This window comes from Streptomyces sp. CG4 (assembly GCF_041080655.1).
Lineage (GTDB): Bacteria > Actinomycetota > Actinomycetes > Streptomycetales > Streptomycetaceae > Streptomyces.
Genome location: NZ_CP163525.1, coordinates 9,578,912 through 9,597,872, shown reverse-complemented (window position 1 = coordinate 9,597,872; position 18,961 = coordinate 9,578,912). Strand labels below are relative to the sequence as shown.

Below are 18,961 nucleotides of genomic sequence, written 5' to 3'. Positions count from 1 at the left end.
TAGTGCTCGTGCGGTGGGGGCGGAGGAGGCCGGACGGATCGGTCGGGGAGCGTCCGTCCCGTCCGGCCGGTCTAGTTGAGGCCGAGTTCCTTGTCGATCAGGTCGAACATCTCGTCGTCGGAGACGGCCTCCAGCAGTTCGTCGGCGGAGTCGCCGCCGCCCGCCGGTTGCTCCGCCGGGCTGTCGGACAACCGCCACAGCAGCGCTTGCAGCCGGGTGGTGATCCTGGTGCGGGAGGCATCGTCGGCGGGGTCGAGCGCGGCGACCGCCGCCTCCAACTCATCGAGCGAGGCCAGGCCCCCTCCGCCCGCCGGTTCCGTGGCCGGTGCCAGTTCGGACAGCAGTCGCGCGCCGAGGGCGGCCGGGGTGGGATGGTCGAAGACCAGGGTGGCGGGGAGCCCGAGACCGGTTGCCTCCTTCAGCCGGTTGCGCAGCTCCACCGCGGTCAAAGAGTCGAACCCGAGGTCGCGGAACGCCTGGCCGGGAGCGATCGCACCGGTCCCGTCATGGCCGAGTACCGCCGCGACCTGCGTACGGACGAGATGCAGCATGGTCCGTTCCTGCTCCGGCCGGCTCGCGCCGACCAGTCGGCGGGCGAACGACTGCGACTCGCCGGGCACCGGCCCGGCATCGGCGCCGCCCCCGGCCCCGTCGGCGCGGGCGTCCTCGTCGATGAGCCGGACCTCCGGGATCTCGTCGAAGAGACGACGGCGGCGGGCGGCCGAGTAGGTCGCCGCGAACCGGTCCCAGATCACGTCCGCGACGACCACGAACGTCTCGTCGTACGCGAGGGCCTGCTGTACGGCGCCCACGGCCACCTCGGGCTCCATCATGGGAACGCCGTAGCGGTGCAGCCGTTCGCCCTCGGCCTCATGGACCATGCCGCCGCCGGCCCAGGCACCCCACGCGATGGAGGTGGCCACCCTGCCTCGGCTGCGGCGCCACTCGGCGAACGCGTCGAGGTAGGCGTTGGCGGCCGCGTACCCGGAGTGGCCGCCGTCGCCCCAGACGCCCGCGCCCGACGAGAACAGGACGAAGGCTTCCAGCGGGCGGTCGGCGAGCAGCGCGTCGAGATGGACGGCACCGGCGATCTTCGCGCCCACCACTTCCTGCAGGGAGTCGAGGTCCGTGTCCCCGATCGCGACGGCAGGCGGCTCGGTGCCCGCCGCGTGCACCACGGCGTTGACCGGTGCGTCCTCCGGCACGTCCGACAGCAGCTTGGCGAGGGCCTCCCGGTCGGTGATGTCGCAGGCGGCGAGGGTGACGCGGGCGCCGAGCCCGGTCAGTTCCGCCTCGAGTTCTGCCGCGCCGGGCGCGTCCGGGCCCCGGCGGCTGACCAGTAGCAGGTGCTCGGCACCGGTGGCGGCCAGTCGCCGGGCGAGGTGGGCGCCGAGGGCTCCGGTGCCGCCGGTGATGAGCGTCGTACCCTCGAAGCCGACCGCACGGCGCTCGCCCGCCCCGGCGTCGACCGGCTTGCGGACCATGCGGCGTACGTGGAGTCCGTTCGGACGTACGGCGAACTGGTCCTCGTCCTCGTCGCCCGCCAGAGCCGCGAAGAAGTGGCTCCAGGTGCGTGCGTCGAGTTCCGCGACGGACGCGGGCGGTGCGGTGGAGTCGCCGGGTCCGGGACGATCGGGAAGCGGGGGAAGGTCGATCAGGCCACCCCACTGCCGAGGGTGGTCGAGCCCGTAGACCCGGCCGAGACCCCAGACGGCCGCCTGCTCCGGTACCGGCCCGGCGGCGGGCATCACCATGGGACCGGGCACGGTGACCGCTCCCCGGGTGACCGTCCACAGCGGTGCCTCCGCCTGCACGTCCGTCAGCGCCTGCATGAGCAGGAAGGTCGCTGTGACGACCCCGGGCACGGCGGAGGACCGGAACTCGGCAGCAGAGCCGCGGGTGCCAGGGGCGAGCGGCAGCAGATTGAGTACGCCACCCGTGAGCGGGTTCTTCTCGAAAGCTTCGCGGAGGCGGTCCACGAGCGCCTCCCGGTCTCCCTGAGTGACGTCGAGGACGATGGTGACCACGTCTTCGATCTCCCTGTGACCGCGCAGCCGCTCGACCAGCTCCTGCGCCATCCCCTCAACGGCACCTTCGGCGGCGGGCAGCACGACCAGCCAGTGGGAGGGCAGCGGGCTCGACCCGGTCATCTGCACCCTGGTCGGTTGCCACGTCACCGCGTAGCGCCAGGAGTCCAGTACGGCGTTCTCCCTCTTGCGTCGACGCCACTCGGCCAGAACGGGCAGAGCCGGTTCCACCGTGGCCAGCGTCCCGCGCCGCTCGGGCGCCAGGTCGAGGGTGTTGGCGAGGGCTTCCAGATCCGCGCGCTCGACCGCCTCCCAGAAGCCGGCGTCCACGTCATCGACCAAGGGGCCTCCGGACACGACACGGGCGGCGGATTCGGGGAGGTCGAGCCAGTAGCGGCGGTGCTGGAATGCGTAGGTGGGCAGCGAGAGGGTGCGGGCGTCGTGTCCGGCCAGTACGGCCGTCCAGTCGACCGGGATGCCGCGCACCCATGCCTCGGCCAGCGAGGTCAGGAGGCGGGTGGTGCCGCCTTCGTTGCGGCGCAGACTGCCCACCACCACCGCCTCCGGAGCGGCCTCCTGCACCGCCATGCCCAGCACCGGATGCGAACTGACCTCCACGAAGGCGCTGTAACCCTGTCCGGCAAGGCCCTGGACGGCGTCAGCGAAACGCACCCGCTGACGCAAGTTGCGATACCAGTAACCACCATCCAACCGGACGGTGTCGATGAATTCCGCCTCGGTAGTGGAGAAGAACGGCACCTGACCCGAGCGCGGGGTGACCGGGCCGAGGACCTTCGCGAGTTCGGCCTCGATAGCCTCCACATCCCAGGTGTGGGAGGCGTAGTCCACCGGAATACGACGGGCCCGGACCTCGCCGGCCTCGCAGTGCGCCATCAGCTCATCCAGAGCGTCCGCATCACCAGCCACCACGACACTACCGGGACCGTTGACCGCCGCGATGTCGATCCGGCCCGTCCAACCGGCCAGCAACTCCTCCACGTCCGCGAGGGGAAGTGCGACGGAGACCATACCGCCCCGGCCGGCAATCGCCCGGATCGCCCTCGACCGCAGCGCCACCACCCGCGCCCCGTCCTCCAACGACAGACCACCCGCCACCACCGCAGCAGCAATCTCACCCTGCGAATGCCCCACCACCACCGACGGCTCAACACCACACGCACGCCACACCGCCGCCAACGACACCATCACCGCCCACGACACCGGCTGCACCACACCAACATCCGTCAGCTCAGCCCCGCCGCGCACGACATCACTCAGCGACCACCCCACAAAAGGAGCAAGAGCCGCCTCACACGCCTCCATCGACGCAGCGAACACCGGCGAGACATCCCACAACTCCCGCCCCATCCCCACCCACTGCGCCCCCTGACCCGGAAACACGAACACCACCCGGTCAGCACCGCCGGCGACCGCACCCCGCACCACACCGACACCAGTCACCTCACCCGAGACCAACGCACCGAGGCCCGCAGCGAGTTCACTCCGCTCGGCCCCCAACACCACAGCCCGGTTCTCGAACGCCGAACGCGTCGCAGCCAACGACCACGCCACATCCACCGGGCCCAACTCACCCACAGCCGACTCCACGAACGACGCCAGGCTCCCGGCCTGACCCGTCAGCGCGTCCCCGCCACGACCCGACACCACCCACGGCACCACACCACCAGCCACGAACACCGGCGCCGCACCCTCACCATCGGACACGGACTCCGGCACCCCTGGCGCCTCCTCCAGCACCACATGCGCGTTCGTCCCACTGATGCCGAACGACGACACACCGGCCCGACGCGGACGGCCATCCGTCTCCGGCCAGTCCACCGCCTCCGTCAGCAGCGACACCGCACCCGCCGACCAGTCGACATGCGACGACGGCTCATCCACGTGGATCGTGCCGGGTACGAGTCCGTTCCGCATCGCCAGCACCATCTTCATCACGCCGGCCATACCGGACGCGGTCTGAGTGTGCCCGATGTTCGACTTGACGGAGCCGATGAGCAGCGGCCGGTCGTCCGGGCGGTCCTGACCGTAGGTCGCCAGCAGCGCCTGCGCCTCGATCGGGTCGCCCAGCCGCGTGCCCGTGCCATGCGCCTCGACGACGTCCACGTCAGCACCGGTGAGGCGGGCGTCGGCGAGGGCGGCTCGGATCACCCGCTGCTGCGAGGGGCCGTTCGGGGCGGTGAGGCCGTTGCTCGCCCCGTCCTGGTTGATCGCCGAACCGCGTACCACCGCCAGCACGGGGTGCCCGTTGCGCCGCGCGTCCGACAGCCGCTCCAGCAGCAGCACACCCACGCCCTCTGCGAGAGAGAAGCCGTCGGCGGCCTCGGAGAAGGGTTTGCAGCGTCCGTCGGGGGCGAGGCCCCGCTGCCGGCTGAAGCCGACGAACGGTGCCGGGTCGGCCATGACCATCGCGGCTCCCGCCAACGCCATCGAGCACTCGCCGGAGCGCAGGGCCCCTACGGCCAAGTGCAGCGCGACCAGCGACGACGAGCACGCCGTGTCGATGGTCACCGCCGGTCCCTCCAGGCCGAGGACGTAGGAAACGCGGCCTGAGGCGACGGCGGTCGAGGCACCGGTGACGAGATAGCCCTCGGCACCGTCGGTGCCGCGGCCGAGGAGGGTGCCGTAGTTCTGGTCGGTGAGGCCCGAGAAGACGCCGGTGCTGGTGCCACGCAGGGTCTTCGGGTCTATTCCGGCCCGCTCGAACGCCTCCCACGAGGTCTCCAGCAGCAGCCGCTGCTGCGGGTCCATCGCTGCCGCCTCACGCGGGGATATCCCGAAGAAGGCCGCATCGAACTCCCCTGCGTCGTGCAGGAACCCACCGTGCCGGACGTAGCTGGTGCCGTGCCGGTCGGAGTCGGGATCGTAGAGCCGGGTCGTGTCCCATCCGCGGTCGGAGGGGAAGCCGGTGATCACGTCCTCCCCCGCGGTGGCGATGCGCCACAGGTCGTCGGGTGACGTGATGCCCCCCGGGTAGCGGCATCCCATGGCGACGATGGCGATGGGGTCGTCGGTGGCATTGCCCGGTGAACCCGTCGTGACTGCAAGCGAGTTCGTGTGGTGCTGCGGCGTCGCGCCGGCCCCCAGGGCCAGTTCGCGGAGGTGGGCGGCGAGGGCGAGCGGAGTGGGGTGGTCGAAGACGACCGTCGTCGGAATCTTCAGTTCCGTCCGCGAGGTGAGGCGATTGCGCAGTTCGACGGCGCTCACCGAGTCGAAGCCCAGCTCCTTGAAGGCATACGCAGGGTCGACGGCGTCCCCCGAGGCATGGCCGAGCACGGCGGCCGCCTCGGCCCGTACGAGGTCCTGTACGAACCGGTCGTGCTCGGCGGCGGGCAGAGCGCCGAGCCGCTGGGCGAGCGTCGGCACCGCCGTGCCCTCGCCATGCCTGTCCTCCCCCGCACCGGCCGCCACGGCGGAGGACGGCCCCTCCTTGGGTTCCAGGTCGGCGATGAGGGGGGCGGGGCGGGCGGCGCTGAAGACGGGCACGAAGCGGGCCCAGTCGACGTCCGCGACGGACACGACCGTGTCCTCGTGATCGAGCGCCGCCTGCAAGGCCACCATGGCCGGTTCCGGGCCGATGACGGGGATGCCGCGACGGCGCAGCGGATCGCGCATGTCCTCGGGGATCATGCCGCCGCCGTCCCAGGGGCCCCAGGCCACTGAGAGCACCGGGAGCCCGCGCGTACGGCGGACTTGCTCGGCCAGTGCGTCCAAGGTCGCGTTGGCGGCGGCGTACGCCCCGTGGTCTGCGACGCCCCAGACGCCGGAAATGGAGGAGAAGAAGATCAGTGCGTCGGTCTCATCCGGGCCGAGGAGCTCGGCGAGGTTCTGCGCCCCGGCGATCTTGCCCTCCGTGACCTCGGCGAACTCCGCGGGACTGAGGTCGGCGAGCGGGCCGAGGGTGCCGACGCCGGCGGCATGCACCACGGTCCGTACGGTGCGTTCCTCCGCGCGCAGGGAGTTCAGCAGCTGCCCGAGCGCCTCACGGTCGGCCACGTCGCAGCGGGTGACGGTCAACCGGGCGCCCAGCACGGCGACTTCGGTCTCCAGTTCCGACAGGCTCGCGTCGTCGGTGGCGCCGCGGCGGCTGACCAGGACGACGTCCTTCGCGCCGCCACGCGCCAGCCACCGCGCGACATGCGCACCGAGCGCGCCGGTGCCGCCGGTCACGAGGGCGGTGCCGTTCGGTTTCCAATGAGGTCCGGAGGCTTGTCCGGTGGACGGGTGCGCGCTCTTCGACAGGGGGGTCGGCACAAGCCGTCGTGCGAAGACACAGCCGGCACGCAGGGCCAGCTGATCCTCCGTGCTGTCGCCACGCGACGCGAGCGCGGCGCACAGAGCGGCCGTGTCACGGCCTTCGAGTCGCTCGGGAAGGTCGACCAGTCCGCCCCAGCGCTCCGGGAACTCCAGGGCGGCAACCCTGCCGAGACCCCAGACGGCCGCCTGCGCCGGGTGGGAGACCGGCTCCTGATCCCCGACGGCCACAGCACCCCGGGTGGCACACCATACGGGTGCGGTCACCCCGACCCGCCCGAGCGCCTGCAGGAGGGACACGGTCAGGGCGGCGCCGGTGGGCAGCACGCCATGTTCGGGCAGTGGGTTCTCGTCCAGTCCGAGCAGCGACAGTACACCGGTGACAGTCGTGTCCGAGTCGCCCAACACCTCGTCCAGCGCGGCTTCCAGCACGCCGGTGTCGGCGTGGCGCGACGTTAGCTCCAGTAGGCGTACGTCGGCACCGTGGCGGGTCAGCGCATCGGCGAGGGAGGCGGTGGGGTCGGTGGCGGTGTGCTCGTGTGGAACGGCCAGCAGCCAGGTACCGGTGAGGGCCGCGGCCTGTGCGTCCCGGCCGACCGGCTTCCACACCACCTTGTACCGCCAACGGTCCACCGCCGAACGGGCCACCTCTTCCTTGCGCCAACTCGACAGCGCGGGAAGGAGTTCCGCCAGGCCTTCACTGTCAGGCAACCGCAGCGTGTCAGCGAGCACCTCCAGGTCCGCGCGCTCGACCGCCTCCCAGAACCGGGCGTCCACTTCCTGGCCGGAGGAAAGAACGGGTTCGGGAGTGGTCTTCTCCAGCCAGTAGCGGCGGTGCTGGAAGGCGTAGGTCGGCAGGGAGAGGGTGTGGGCGTCGTGTCCGGCCAGGACGGCGGTCCAGTCGACCGGGATGCCGCGCACCCATGCCTCGGCCAGCGAGGTCAGGAGGCGGGTGGCGCCGCCTTCGTTGCGGCGCAGACTGCCCACGACCACCGCGTCCGGCGCGGCCTCCTGCACCGCCATACCCAGCACCGGATGCGAACTGACCTCCACGAAGGCGCTGTAACCCTGCTCGACCAGGCCCTGCACCGCATCCGCGAAACGCACCCGCCGACGCAGGTTGCGATACCAGTAACCACCATCCAACCGGACGGTGTCGATGAACTCCGCCTCGGTAGTGGAGAAGAACGGCACCTCACCCGAGCGCGGAGACACGGGAGCGAGAACGCCGGCCAGTTCGGCCTCGATAGCCTCCACATGCCACGTGTGCGAGGCGTAATCCACCGGAATACGACGGGCCCGGACCTCGCCGGCCTCGCAATGCGCCATCAGCTCATCCAGAGCATCCGCATCACCAGCCACCACGACACTACCGGGACCGTTGACCGCCGCGATGTCGATCCGGCCCGACCAACCGGCCAGCAACTCCTCCACGTCCGCGAAGGGAAGTGCGACGGACACCATGCCACCCCGGCCCGCGATCGCCCGGATCGCCCTCGAACGCAGCGCCACCACCCGCGCCCCGTCCTCCAACGACAGACCACCCGCCACCACCGCAGCAGCAATCTCACCCTGCGAATGCCCCACCACCACCGACGGCTCAACACCACACACACGCCACACCGCCGCCAACGACACCATCACCGCCCACGACACCGGCTGCACCACACCAACATCAGCCAGCTCAGCCCCGCCGCGCACCACATCACTCAGCGACCACCCCACAAAAGGAGCAAGAGCCGCCTCACACGCCTCCATCGACGCAGCGAACACCGGCGAGACATCCCACAACTCCCGCCCCATCCCCACCCACTGCGCCCCCTGACCCGGAAACACAAAAACAGGACCGTCACCGACCTGCGCAACCCGCCCCCGCACCACACCGGCACCGATCACCTCGCCCGAGGCCAACGCACCCAGCCCCGCAGCGAGTTCATCCCCCCGCACGCCAAGAACGACAGCCCGGTTCTCGAACGCCGAACGCGTCGCGGCCAACGACCACGCCACATCCACCGGCCGCACATCCTCACCAGCCGACTCCACAAACGAACCCAACCGACCCGCCTGACCGCCCAGCCCCTCCTCACCACGCCCCGACACCACCCACGGCACCACACCCCCGGACGCAAATACCGGCACAGCGTCGCCACGACCAGTCCCGGGCTGCGGCAACACCGGCGCCTCCTCCAACACCACATGCGCGTTCGTCCCACTGATACCGAACGACGACACACCGGCCCGGCGCGGGCGACCATCCGTCTGCGGCCAGTCAACCGCCTCCGTCAGTAGCGACACCGCACCCGCCGACCAGTCGACATGCGGCGTCGGCTCATCAACATGCAGCGTCTGCGGAAGAACACCGTGCTGCAACGCCAGCACCATCTTCATCACGCCGGCGACACCGGACGCGGCTTGTGTGTGACCAATGTTGGACTTCAACGAGCCCAGCCACAGAGGCCGTTCAGGATCCCGGCCCTGACCGTAAGTCGCCAGCAGCGCCTGCGCCTCGATCGGGTCACCCAGCGTGGTCCCCGTACCGTGTGCCTCGACCACGTCCACGAGGTCCGGGGTGAGGCGGGCGTTGGCGAGGGCGGCGCGGATGACGCGTTCCTGCGAGGGCCCGTTGGGTGCGGTGAGGCCGTTGCTGGCCCCGTCCTGGTTGGTCGCCGAACCGCGGATGACGGCGAGCACCGGATGACCATTCCGCCTCGCGTCCGACAGCCGCTCCAGCAGCAGCACGCCGACGCCCTCGCCCCAGCCCGTGCCGTCCGCACCCGCAGCGAACGGCTTGCACCGACCGTCCGGCGCAAGCCCCCGCTGCCTGCTGAACTCCACGAAGATTCCGGGCTCCGCCATCACCGTCGCCCCTCCGGCGAGCGCGAGCGAGCACTCGCCGGAACGCAGGGCCTGGACCGCCAGGTGCAGCGCCACCAGCGAGGACGAGCACGCGGTGTCCACAGTCACCGCCTGTCCACGCAGTCCCAGGATGTAGGCGATGCGCCCACTGGCCACGCTGCACGAGGTGCCCGTCAGCAGATATCCATCGACCGACTCGGGAGCATGCCGGAGCCCAGGACCGTACTCCTGGTGCATCAGTCCGACGAACACTCCGCCGTCGCCCTCGCGCAGGGACTCCGGGTCGATGCCGGCCCGCTCCAACGCCTCCCACGAGGTCTCCAGAAGCAGCCGCTGCTGTGGGTCCATGGCCTCGGCCTCACGCGGCGAGATACCGAAGAAGAAGGGGTCGAACTCGGCCGCGTCGTACAGGAACGAGCCGGAGCGGGCGTAAGTCGTACCGTGGTGCTGCGGGTCAGGGTGGTACAGGTTGTCGAGGTCCCATCCTCGGTCGGTGGGGAAGACGGAGATCGAGTCGCCGCCCGTGGAGAGAAGCTCCCACAGCTCCTCGGGGGTGCGGATGCCACCGGGCAGACGACAGCCCATGGCCACGATGGCGATGGGGTCCTCGCTGGTGGCGGATTCATGGTTCTCGGGTGCATCGGGGCCCGACTCGACGTCGCCGTCAAGCAGGCCACGCACATGACGGGCGAGTGCCTGCGGTGTGGGGTGATCGAAGAGAACGGAGGCGGACAGGGAGAGCCCCGTCTCCGCGACCAGCCGGTTCCGCAACTCGACCGAGGTGGCGGAATCGAAGCCCAGCGCCTTGAAGGTGAGCGTCGCGTCGACGTCAACGGGGCTGGCATGCCCGAGCACGACAGCGGCGTGCGCACGAATCCGCTGCAGCATGTCGGCGTGCCGACCTGGGGAGGAACCCGGCGCGGCCTCGGCCGTCTCGACAGATTCCATTCGGGGGGCGACCGTACGACGGGAGCTGCCGCCGTCGAGCCAGTAGCGGCGGTGCTGGAAGGCGTAGGTGGGCAGGGAGACTGTGTGGGCGTCGTGTCCGGCCAGGACGGCGGTCCAGTCGACCGGGATGCCGCGCACCCATGCCTCGGCCAGCGAGGTCAGGAGGCGGGTGGCGCCGCCTTCGTTGCGGCGCAGAGTGCCCACGACCACCGCGTCCGGAGCGGCCTCCTGCACCGCCATACCCAGCACCGGATGCGAACTGACCTCCACGAAGGCGCTGTAACCCTGCTCGACCAGGCCCTGCACCGCATCCGCGAAACGCACCCGCTGACGCAGGTTGCGATACCAGTAACCACCATCCAACCGGACGGTGTCGATGAACTCCGCCTCGGTAGTGGAGAAGAACGGCACCTCACCCGAGCGCGGAGACACGGGAGCGAGAACGCCGGCCAGTTCGGCCTCGATAGCCTCCACATGCCACGTGTGCGAGGCGTAGTCCACCGGAATACGACGGGCCCGGACCTCGCCGGCCTCGCAGTGCGCCATCAGCTCATCCAGAGCATCCGCATCCCCGGCCACCACGACCGCACCCGGACCGTTGACCGCCGCGATGTCGATCCGGCCCGACCAACCGGCCAGCAACTCCTCCACATCCGCGAAGGGAAGTGCGACGGACACCATACCGCCCCGGCCCGCGATCGCCCGGATCGCCCTCGACCGCAGCGCCACCACCCGCGCCCCGTCCTCCAACGACAACCCACCCGCCACCACCGCAGCAGCAATCTCACCCTGCGAATGCCCCACCACCACCGACGGCTCAACACCACACGCACGCCACACCGCCGCCAACGACACCATCACCGCCCACGACACCGGCTGCACCACATCCACACCGGCCAGCTCAGCCCCGCCGCGCACCACATCACTCAGCGACCACCCCACAAAAGGAGCAAGAGCCGCCTCACACGCCTCCATCGACGCAGCAAACACCGGCGAGACATCCCACAACTCCCGCCCCATCCCCACCCACTGCGCCCCCTGACCCGGAAACACAAAAACAGGACCGTCACCGACCTGCGCAACCCGCCCCCGCACCACACCGGCACTGGCCACCTCACCAGAAGCCAACGTCTCCAGGCCTAGGGCAAGTTCACCCCGCTCGGCACCCAACACCACAGCCCGGTTCTCGAACGCCGAACGCGTCGCGGCCAACGACCACGCCACATCCACCGGCCGCACATCCTCACCAGCCGACTCCACAAACGAACCCAACCGACCCGCCTGACCCGCCAGCCCCTCCCCACCACGACCCGACACCACCCACGGCACCACACCCCCGGACGCAAACACCGGCACAGCGTCGCCACGACCAGTCCCGGGCTGCGGCAACACCGGCGCCTCCTCCAACACCACATGCGCGTTCGTCCCGCCCATGCCGAAGGAACTCACACCAGCCATGAGGGGAAGCTCGGGACGGGGCCATGGGCCGACGGCGTCCTGGACCCGTAGACGGTAGGCGTCGAGAGGGATGTCCGGGTTGGGGGTCTCGTAGTTCAGGCTGGGCGGAAGTTCGCGATGCTGGAGCGCGAGCACCGTCTTGAGCAGACCGGCGATCCCCGCCGCGCCCTCCAAGTGGCCTACGTTGGTCTTCACCGAGCCGACACGCACCTGCTCATCGGCCGACCTTCCGGCGCCCAGGACCGCACCTAGGGCGGCCGCCTCTACCGGGTCTCCGACCGGGGTGCCAGTTCCGTGGAGTTCGACGTACTGGATGTCCCGGGGAGCCGCTCCGGCGCGGTGCAGAGCGCGGCGGATCACGTCTTCCTGTGCACGGGGCTCAGGAGAGGTGAGGGTGTCACCACCGCCGTCGTTGTTGACCGCGCTGCCGCGGATGACGGCGCGGATGGGGTCGCCGTCGGCGAGAGCCAGGTCGAGCGGCTTCAGTACGACGAGGCCACCGCCCTCACCACGGACGTAACCATTGGCTCGGGCGTCGAAGGTGTAGCAGCGGCCGTCGGGGGAGAGAGCGCCGAAACGGTGCGGGAAAAGGCTGCTGTCGGGGGCGAGTTGGAGGTTGACGCCGCCCGCGATGGCCACGTCGCTGTCGCCGCAGCGCAGGCTTTCACAGGCGAGGTGGAGGGCGACGAGAGAGGACGACTGCGCCGAGTCGAGGGTGATGCTGGGACCGCGCAGACCGAGCAGATAGGAGAGCCGGTTGGCGATGATGGCGCGGTGGGTTCCGGTGAGGGACTGATGGGTGACGCTTTCGGGGCCGAGCCCGTGGAGCACGGTGGCATAGTCGTCGTGGGCGGCGCCGATGAACACGCCGGTGCTGGTGCTGCCGAGTCGGTCGGGAATGATGCGGGCGTCCTCCAGGGCTTCCCAGGCGAGTTCGAGGACGAGGCGCTGCTGCGGGTCCATGGCGTCGGCCTCACGAGGGGAGACACCGAAGAAGCCCGCGTCGAAACGGTCGACTTCGTCGAGGAATCCGCCCCAGCGGGGTACGTCGTCACCGGCGGCGTCCTCGAGGGACGCACCGGCAAGCCGCATACGGTCGGCGGGAGTTCGGCGCACCGCGCTCTCTCCCGCGCGGAGCAGGCGCCAGAGACCGTCGGGGTCCGGGGCACCGGGGAGACGGCAGGCCAGGCCGATGACAGCGATGGGACGCCGGGGCGCGGTGTCGAGCCCGTACCGTGTGCGTTCTGACTCGCTCATTCCACTCCACCAGCTTGTTGGCCCAGCCTGCTTGGACCGGAGACGTCAGGTACGGGTGTGTACGGCATACGTGCAGCGCACGGCTTGGTCGACAGCCCGCACCAGCCGGTCAGGACCGAGCAGCGGGACCGCGGGCCGTCGGGCTGCTCACGCTATGCGCGCATGGACTAGGGCGCCCCCTAGATTCACGCAGATCCTGCAAGGCAAGGGCCGTGTTCCCGGCCGGTGTTTTAGAAAAACGCCTAGACATGGACCGAAGGAAAGCCCGGGGTGTCGCGCTCGTCCGGGACAGAAAGCTGATGTGGGCCTCCGGAAACGAAGAACGCCGGCTCCCCCGGCGTGGGCGGGGAAAACCGGCGTCGGCACCAGTGGCGGGAGAGTTACTTCACGAAGTCGAGCACGGCGCGGGGCGGCCAGCTGCCGACGGTGAGGATACCCATCGAGTAGGCGCGGGAGACGAGTGCCGCACGGTTGGGAGCCTTGAAACGACGAAGCATCAGACCGACGTGGTATTCGACGCCTTGCCGGCTGAGGTAGAGACGCGAGGCCAGTTGGACGGTCGAGGCACCCGTGGCGACGCCCTCGAGAATGCGGGCGTCGAGGGCGGAGAGTATCGGCGTCGGCTTCTTCGGCCGCTCCGCCGCGTCGGCGGGCTCGTCCTCAGGGCTCATCAGCAGGACGACGCCTGAGAGATCGTCTCTCTCACCTTTGACGGCTATGCCGGTTATCTCGGCCGAGAACACCCGGTCGTGCCCGCGCATGGCGACCACTCGCTCAACGAAGCGGCCACCCTGGCCGTTCGAGAGATGAGTGAAGTGCTTCGGCAGAATGTTGCGGGCACTGGGGTGCAGGACATCGTAGATGCTGCGTCCACAGATCTCCGTGGAGGGCCGGGCGACGTGACGGAAGAAGTCGGCATTCGCCGCTTCGATATTGAGCCCGGGGTCCAGGCTCGCCATGCAGGTGACATGGTGCGAGGAACTCGGCCGCCGTTCTCCACGGCGGGCGTTGCGCGGGAATTCCGAATGGCCACTGACCATTGTCGACCTGTCGGCGTGCGAGAGCATGGGGGTCCTCTCCTGGTCATCACGGAACAGCTAATTCAGACAGCGGGGGCAGAGCGGTTAGCCCACCGCAATAACTGTCCCGTTCATTTGCTGCACCCTGCCGGTGACATTAAGTCGGGCCGCGCACGGGAGTCAACGACGGTCTGGTCCCGCAGGGAAATACTGCGGTGCCCCTGTTCGGAAGGTTCGGTCATCGCGGCGCAGTAGGGGTTCGGCAGCATGCTTCGGTACGGTCACCCGTGCGCCGGTCGCGGAGACGGCACCGGTCACGCCAACACTGCGGCGGCATGACCAGTGTGTGTCGCACACAGGAAGAAGCCGCTCAGGACGAGGCTCCGACCACCTCTCTCAGAGCCGTCGCATGGCCGTAACCTGAGCTCTCACCTGCGGAAACGTCGCCCGCCTCGGCTCCAGTCGGGCCGCTGCGTCAATCTGCTAACGATCTTGACTCTATGGTTTGACCATGGGAGGAACGGGGAAACGGGGGGTCGCCTGTCGCCTCCCCGACTCACAGGAGAGGAAGCCGCCCTCAGGCCGAACTCTTCCCAAGTCCGGCCGCATGGACAGCTCCGTGACTTCGACACGAGGGGAACGACTCAACGTTCCATAAAAGTTTCTCGATTGGTTACGCGGACCGAAACGCTTTGAAATACCGCGTACGCCGATGCCTACGTCACCTTGCCGAGTCGGATCAGCGGGACGTCCTGGCGACCCTCTCCCCAGCCCTTCCGGTCAGTGCGCCGAACCCACCCCTGTCCCGACCCCGGCCGCGGCCCCGCGGGCGAGCGCGGCCACATGCTCCAGCGTGGGCTTGTCGATGATCTTGTGCAGGTCGGCCATGAAGGCTTCCTCCCCACCCTGAGCGAGGAGTTCACGGCTGACCCCGGCGAGCATGGACAGCAGCGCCAGGGAGTCCCCGCCGAGCCGGTGAAAGTCGGCCTGTTCGTCCAGCCGTTCCCGGGGGATGCCGAGGACCCGCGACCAGACCGTGGCCACCGCCTGGGTGACCGGGTCGGTGTTCGCGGTCACGGGACCCGCCGTCAGGCTCGCGCCGGCGGACTCGCCGTCGGTGGCGAAGGGATCGGGCAGAGCTCGGGCGTCCACCTTTCCGCTGATGGTGTAGGGCAGTTCGGGCACGGTAAGGAATGCGGCCGGCACCATGTAGGGCGGCAGGAGCCGGGCCGTGTGCTCCTCCAGTTCCTTCGCGGTCACCTCCGCACGGGCAAGCACGTAGGCGTAGAGCGCCTTACCCGATCCGCCGGGTCGGACCCTGGCCACCACCACGGCACGGTCCACCGCCGGATGTTGTTCCAGGGCGCGTGCCACCTCGGCGGGCTCCACCCGGTTGCCGCGCACCTTGACCTGGTCGTCGTTGCGGCCCACGTATGCGAGTTCCCCCGAGGACAGGAGCGTGGCCAGGTCCCCGGTTCGGTACACCCTGGTGCCGTCCGCCAGCCGGACGAAGCGCTCGGCGTCCAGGTCCGGACGGCCCAGGTAGCCGCGCGCCAGTTGCACACCGCCCAGGTACATCTCGCCCGTCTCGCCGGGCGCGACGAACCGATGCCGTTCGTCCAGCAGGTGCACCGTGGTGTTGTACGCGGGAAGCCCGATCGGCACGGCGGTCGCGTCGCCGTCGCCCACCTCGTCGAAGACATGCGCGGTGCATCCGACAGTGGCCTCGGTCGGGCCGTACTGGTTGATGATCCGGCACTTCTCCCCGAACACCCGCTGCGCCCGGGCGGCGACTTCCACCCGCAACTGCTCTCCGGTGATGATCACTCCGGTGTAGCCGGCGGGCTGGACGTCCAGCTGGCCGATCAGGTCGAGGTGGGAGGGGGTGAGGTTGAGCATCGTGGCGCCGGAACGCTCCAGCAGGTTGCGCAGGGTCAGGTGGTTGATCCGGTCGGGCACCAGCACGACGGCCCCGCCCACCATCCCCGGACCGAAGACCGACGTCATGGAGACGTCGAAGGACAGCGAGGTCATCAGGGAGATCCTGGTCTCCGCGCCGATCTGGAACATGTCCAGGGCCCAGTGCAGATAGTTGAGCAGGCTGCCATGCTCGATCTGCACCCCCTTGGGCCGGCCCGTGGATCCGGATGTGTAGATCACATACGCCAGGTCGTCCGGCCGTGCCTTCACGTCCGGGAACTCGGGCTGGTCCGTCGCCGCACGTGTGAAGTCTTCCAGCGGCAGGGGCTCACAACCGGACGGGAAGAGGTCCCGTCCCTCGCACCCCCGCTGGACCAGGCAGTGGCGCACGTCGGCGTCGGTCAGGACGTCGGCGAGCCGGTGGTCGGGGTGCAGCGGGTCCAGGGGCAAGAAGGCCGCCCCGGCCCGGATGACTCCCCAGATGCCCGCGATGGCCGCCACGGTACGGTCGGCGAGCAGCCCCACGACCGAGCCCCGTCGCACGCCACGGCGTTGCAACTCGTGGGCCACGGCGTCGGCACGACGGCTGAGTTCGAGGTACGTGACCTCGCCCTCGGGGCCGGTGAGTGCCACCCGGTCGGGTGTCCGCCGCACCTGGTGCCGGATCTGCTCCATCAGGCCCTGGGCAGGCGCCGTGCGCGCGGTCAGGTTGCCTTCCCAGTGGCGGTTGCGGGACGGGGACAGCGCCTCCTCCACGGTGTCCAGCAGCGCCTCAGCGCGTTCGGCGACACCGGGGCCGTCCAGCCAGGTCACCGTGATCTCGGTGTGGTCACCTACGTCCATCAGATCCAGGGCCGGAGGTGTGCCTGGGCCGACACCGCCCAGGCTGTACACGGCGGTGGCCCGGAAGCCGTCGGCGCTGAAGTCGGCGAGGTCGAAGGTGCCCAGGTGGGTGACGAAGGCAAGGGCGCAGTAGCGGTCCGAGCGGGCGGCGGCGCGGGCGACCGCCTTGGACAACAGTCGGACCGCCGGCAGCGGCATGCGCATCATCGTCGGCTCGGTGCGCAGCGCGATCTCCTTGCCCTCGCCCAGCCCGGCGAGCAGGGTCCGGTGGACCTGCTCCCACTCCTCGCCGCTCTCCACGTCGAGGACCAGCGCCTGCGACAGCCAGGCCGTGGACCGAATGTCCGAATCGTGTCGGCGCAGGTCCACTGGGACGAAGAAGCTGCCCCTGCCCTCGGGTCCGTACGAGGCCGCGAGCGCGGCGGCGACCTTCGCGGTGCCGGCCGCGTGTGTGCCGTTGACGGTCCTGTTCCGCCACACCAGCTTTCGGATGCCTGCCGGCACGGGGCCGAGCGGGGACGGCCACTCCAGCGCGCCCGCGGCGGGCGGAATCGGGGGCAGGCCCTCCGGGTGCAGCGCTTCGAGGAGCTCCGTGCTGTTCAGCTGCGACGGCGCGCCCTCCGGCTCCTGCCCGCGCAGCGCCCGGAAGACATCGGCCCCCCACAGGGCAAGGCCCCGGGCGTCGGTCACCTCGTGCTGGCCCCTGATCACGACGCAGGCCGGGTCGCCGGGGTAGAGCAGCACCTCGAAGGTCGTTCCCGGACGGCTGACCCAGGCGCTCAGTGCCGGGGAGTCCAAGCGCCGCCGGTCCAGGGGGTGGTCCATGACGTGCACGGCCGGACTGACACCGCTGTCCACCCACTGCTTGCCCCGTCGGACCAGCCGGGTGCCCGGAGAGGCCTCCGACGCCACGCCGACGGCTGCGACAAGGTCCTCGGGCCGGATGTCGCCTTCGCCCTCGATCACGTACTGGACCTCATGCGGCGTGGGAAAACCTAGATAAAGCCACTCGGCGGGAGTGATGGCGCGCTGATACGCGTGGCTCTTGGCTGCGTTCCTCATCGATTCTCCAGGCGGGCGTGTGCGTGCCGCAGCGGCAAGCGCTCACATCATCCCGGTTGGAGGACTAGGGGAATCTCCAGCGGATCGTGCCCCACCAAGTGGTGTCGTCACTCAGCTTCTATGGGCTGGTCGGCGGGGTGATCCGGCGAAAGTTCGATCCTTCAGTGCTCGACGTCCCGTACGAGCAGGTGCAGGTGATCGCTGCCTCGGACGGCAAGCGGCTTCACCGCTGGGTTGATGGGTCCCTGAACCGGGTTGATAAGTCCCCCGGACTGGGTTGATAAGTCCCCTGAACTGGGTTGATGAACAACCCACCGCCCCTGAGGATCAATCGCACCCGGACAACGTCGCCGCGTGTCTCACCGGAGCGACGCGCGTGCGGCCTTCCCATGATCACCGCCGGCGACAGTGCCACAGAAAAGAGTGGAACGTCTATCGCAGTGGCCTTTCGGCTCCCACCCCGCTGTTGGATCAGTCGTTCCACGCCAACGCCCAGGAGAGAACCTCGATGCTCCCCCCTGCCAGCAGGTCGGCCATGGCCAGCGGCTCTCCGGAACTCCCGCTCAGCACCCGCCTCGGAGACCGCCGACCGAGCGCCCCACACCACGGCCCCTGCATGGCGAGCCTGGACCCCGGGCTCAGAATAGAAGCAGCGAACGCCGACTTCTTCCGCCTTGTATCCCGGCTCTCCGCGGAGATCTGCGGACGCAGCATCTACGACGTCCTGCACCCCAGCGCCCGTAACATTCTTCCCCGGCACTTCGCCCATCTCTCGAACGGCCACAGCAGCCGCTTCGTCGAGCAGGTGGTCGCCATGCGCGGCCATGACCGGGTCTTCTCAGCCGAGATCACCGGCATCGCCGTCAAAGGTGAGGGAGACGACCTCTCAGGCGTCGTCGTCCTGATGAGCCCGGACGACGAGCCGGCCGAAGCGGCAGCCCGGCCCACGAAGCCGAAGCAGATGCTCTCCGCTCTCGACGCCCGCATCCTGGAAGGCGTAGCCACCGGTGCCTCGACCGTCCAGCTCGCTTCGCGTCTCTACCTCAGCCGCCAAGGCGTCGAATACCACGTGGGCCTGATGCTCCGCCGTTTCAAGGCTCCCAACCGCGCCGCACTCGTCTCCCGCGCCTACTCGATGGGGGTCCTCACGGTCGGCACCTGGCCGCCCCGCACCGTGCCCGACTTCGTGAAGTGACCCTTCCGCAGGCACAGTGCGCAACAGCGTCTCGCACCGCCGCGACGGTGGCCTTCCTGCGGACACACAAGGCAGGGTGGGCGTTCCTGGACGGCTGTCCGCAG

4 protein-coding genes are annotated in these 18,961 nt (G+C 69.7%); 1 reads left to right on the top strand and 3 read right to left on the bottom strand.

The features are described from left to right. Positions 1-71: 71 nt before the first annotated feature. The 3 genes from AB5L52_RS44235 to AB5L52_RS44225 all read right to left on the bottom strand — a co-directional run bounded on the left by AB5L52_RS44235 (position 72) and on the right by AB5L52_RS44225 (position 17,662). Positions 72-12,818 carry a type I polyketide synthase gene (locus AB5L52_RS44235; protein ID WP_369368663.1) on the bottom strand — a complete coding sequence of 4,249 codons (12,747 nt, stop codon included), beginning with the start codon at positions 12,816-12,818 and terminating at the stop codon, positions 72-74. A 380-nt stretch (positions 12,819-13,198) separates the two neighbouring features. Beyond that, positions 13,199-13,777 carry a LuxR C-terminal-related transcriptional regulator gene (locus AB5L52_RS44230; protein ID WP_369368662.1) on the bottom strand — a complete coding sequence of 193 codons (579 nt, stop codon included), beginning with the start codon at positions 13,775-13,777 and terminating at the stop codon, positions 13,199-13,201. Positions 13,778-14,617: 840 nt separating this feature from the next. Continuing rightward, the gene (locus AB5L52_RS44225; protein WP_369368661.1) at positions 14,618-17,662 is read right to left on the bottom strand and encodes a non-ribosomal peptide synthetase; all 3,045 of its coding nucleotides are present in this window, start codon (positions 17,660-17,662) and stop codon (positions 14,618-14,620) included. A gap of 616 nt (positions 17,663-18,278) precedes the next feature. Here AB5L52_RS44225 and AB5L52_RS44220 point away from each other — a divergent pair. Further along, on the top strand, positions 18,279-18,857 hold the full coding sequence (locus tag AB5L52_RS44220; protein WP_369368659.1) for a LuxR C-terminal-related transcriptional regulator: 579 nt from the start codon (positions 18,279-18,281) through the stop codon (positions 18,855-18,857). The last annotated feature ends 104 nt before the right edge of the window (positions 18,858-18,961 follow it).

Bases quoted from the DNA above. Each gene is read 5' to 3' on its own strand.
- AB5L52_RS44225 (WP_369368661.1), bottom strand. From the start codon at position 17,662: ATGAGGAACGCAGCCAAGAGCCACGCGTATCAGCGCGCCATCACTCCC.
- AB5L52_RS44230 (WP_369368662.1), bottom strand. From the start codon at position 13,777: ATGGCGAGCCTGGACCCCGGGCTCAATATCGAAGCGGCGAATGCCGAC.
- AB5L52_RS44235 (WP_369368663.1), bottom strand. From the start codon at position 12,818: ATGAGCGAGTCAGAACGCACACGGTACGGGCTCGACACCGCGCCCCGG.
- AB5L52_RS44220 (WP_369368659.1), top strand. From the start codon at position 18,279: ATGGCGAGCCTGGACCCCGGGCTCAGAATAGAAGCAGCGAACGCCGAC.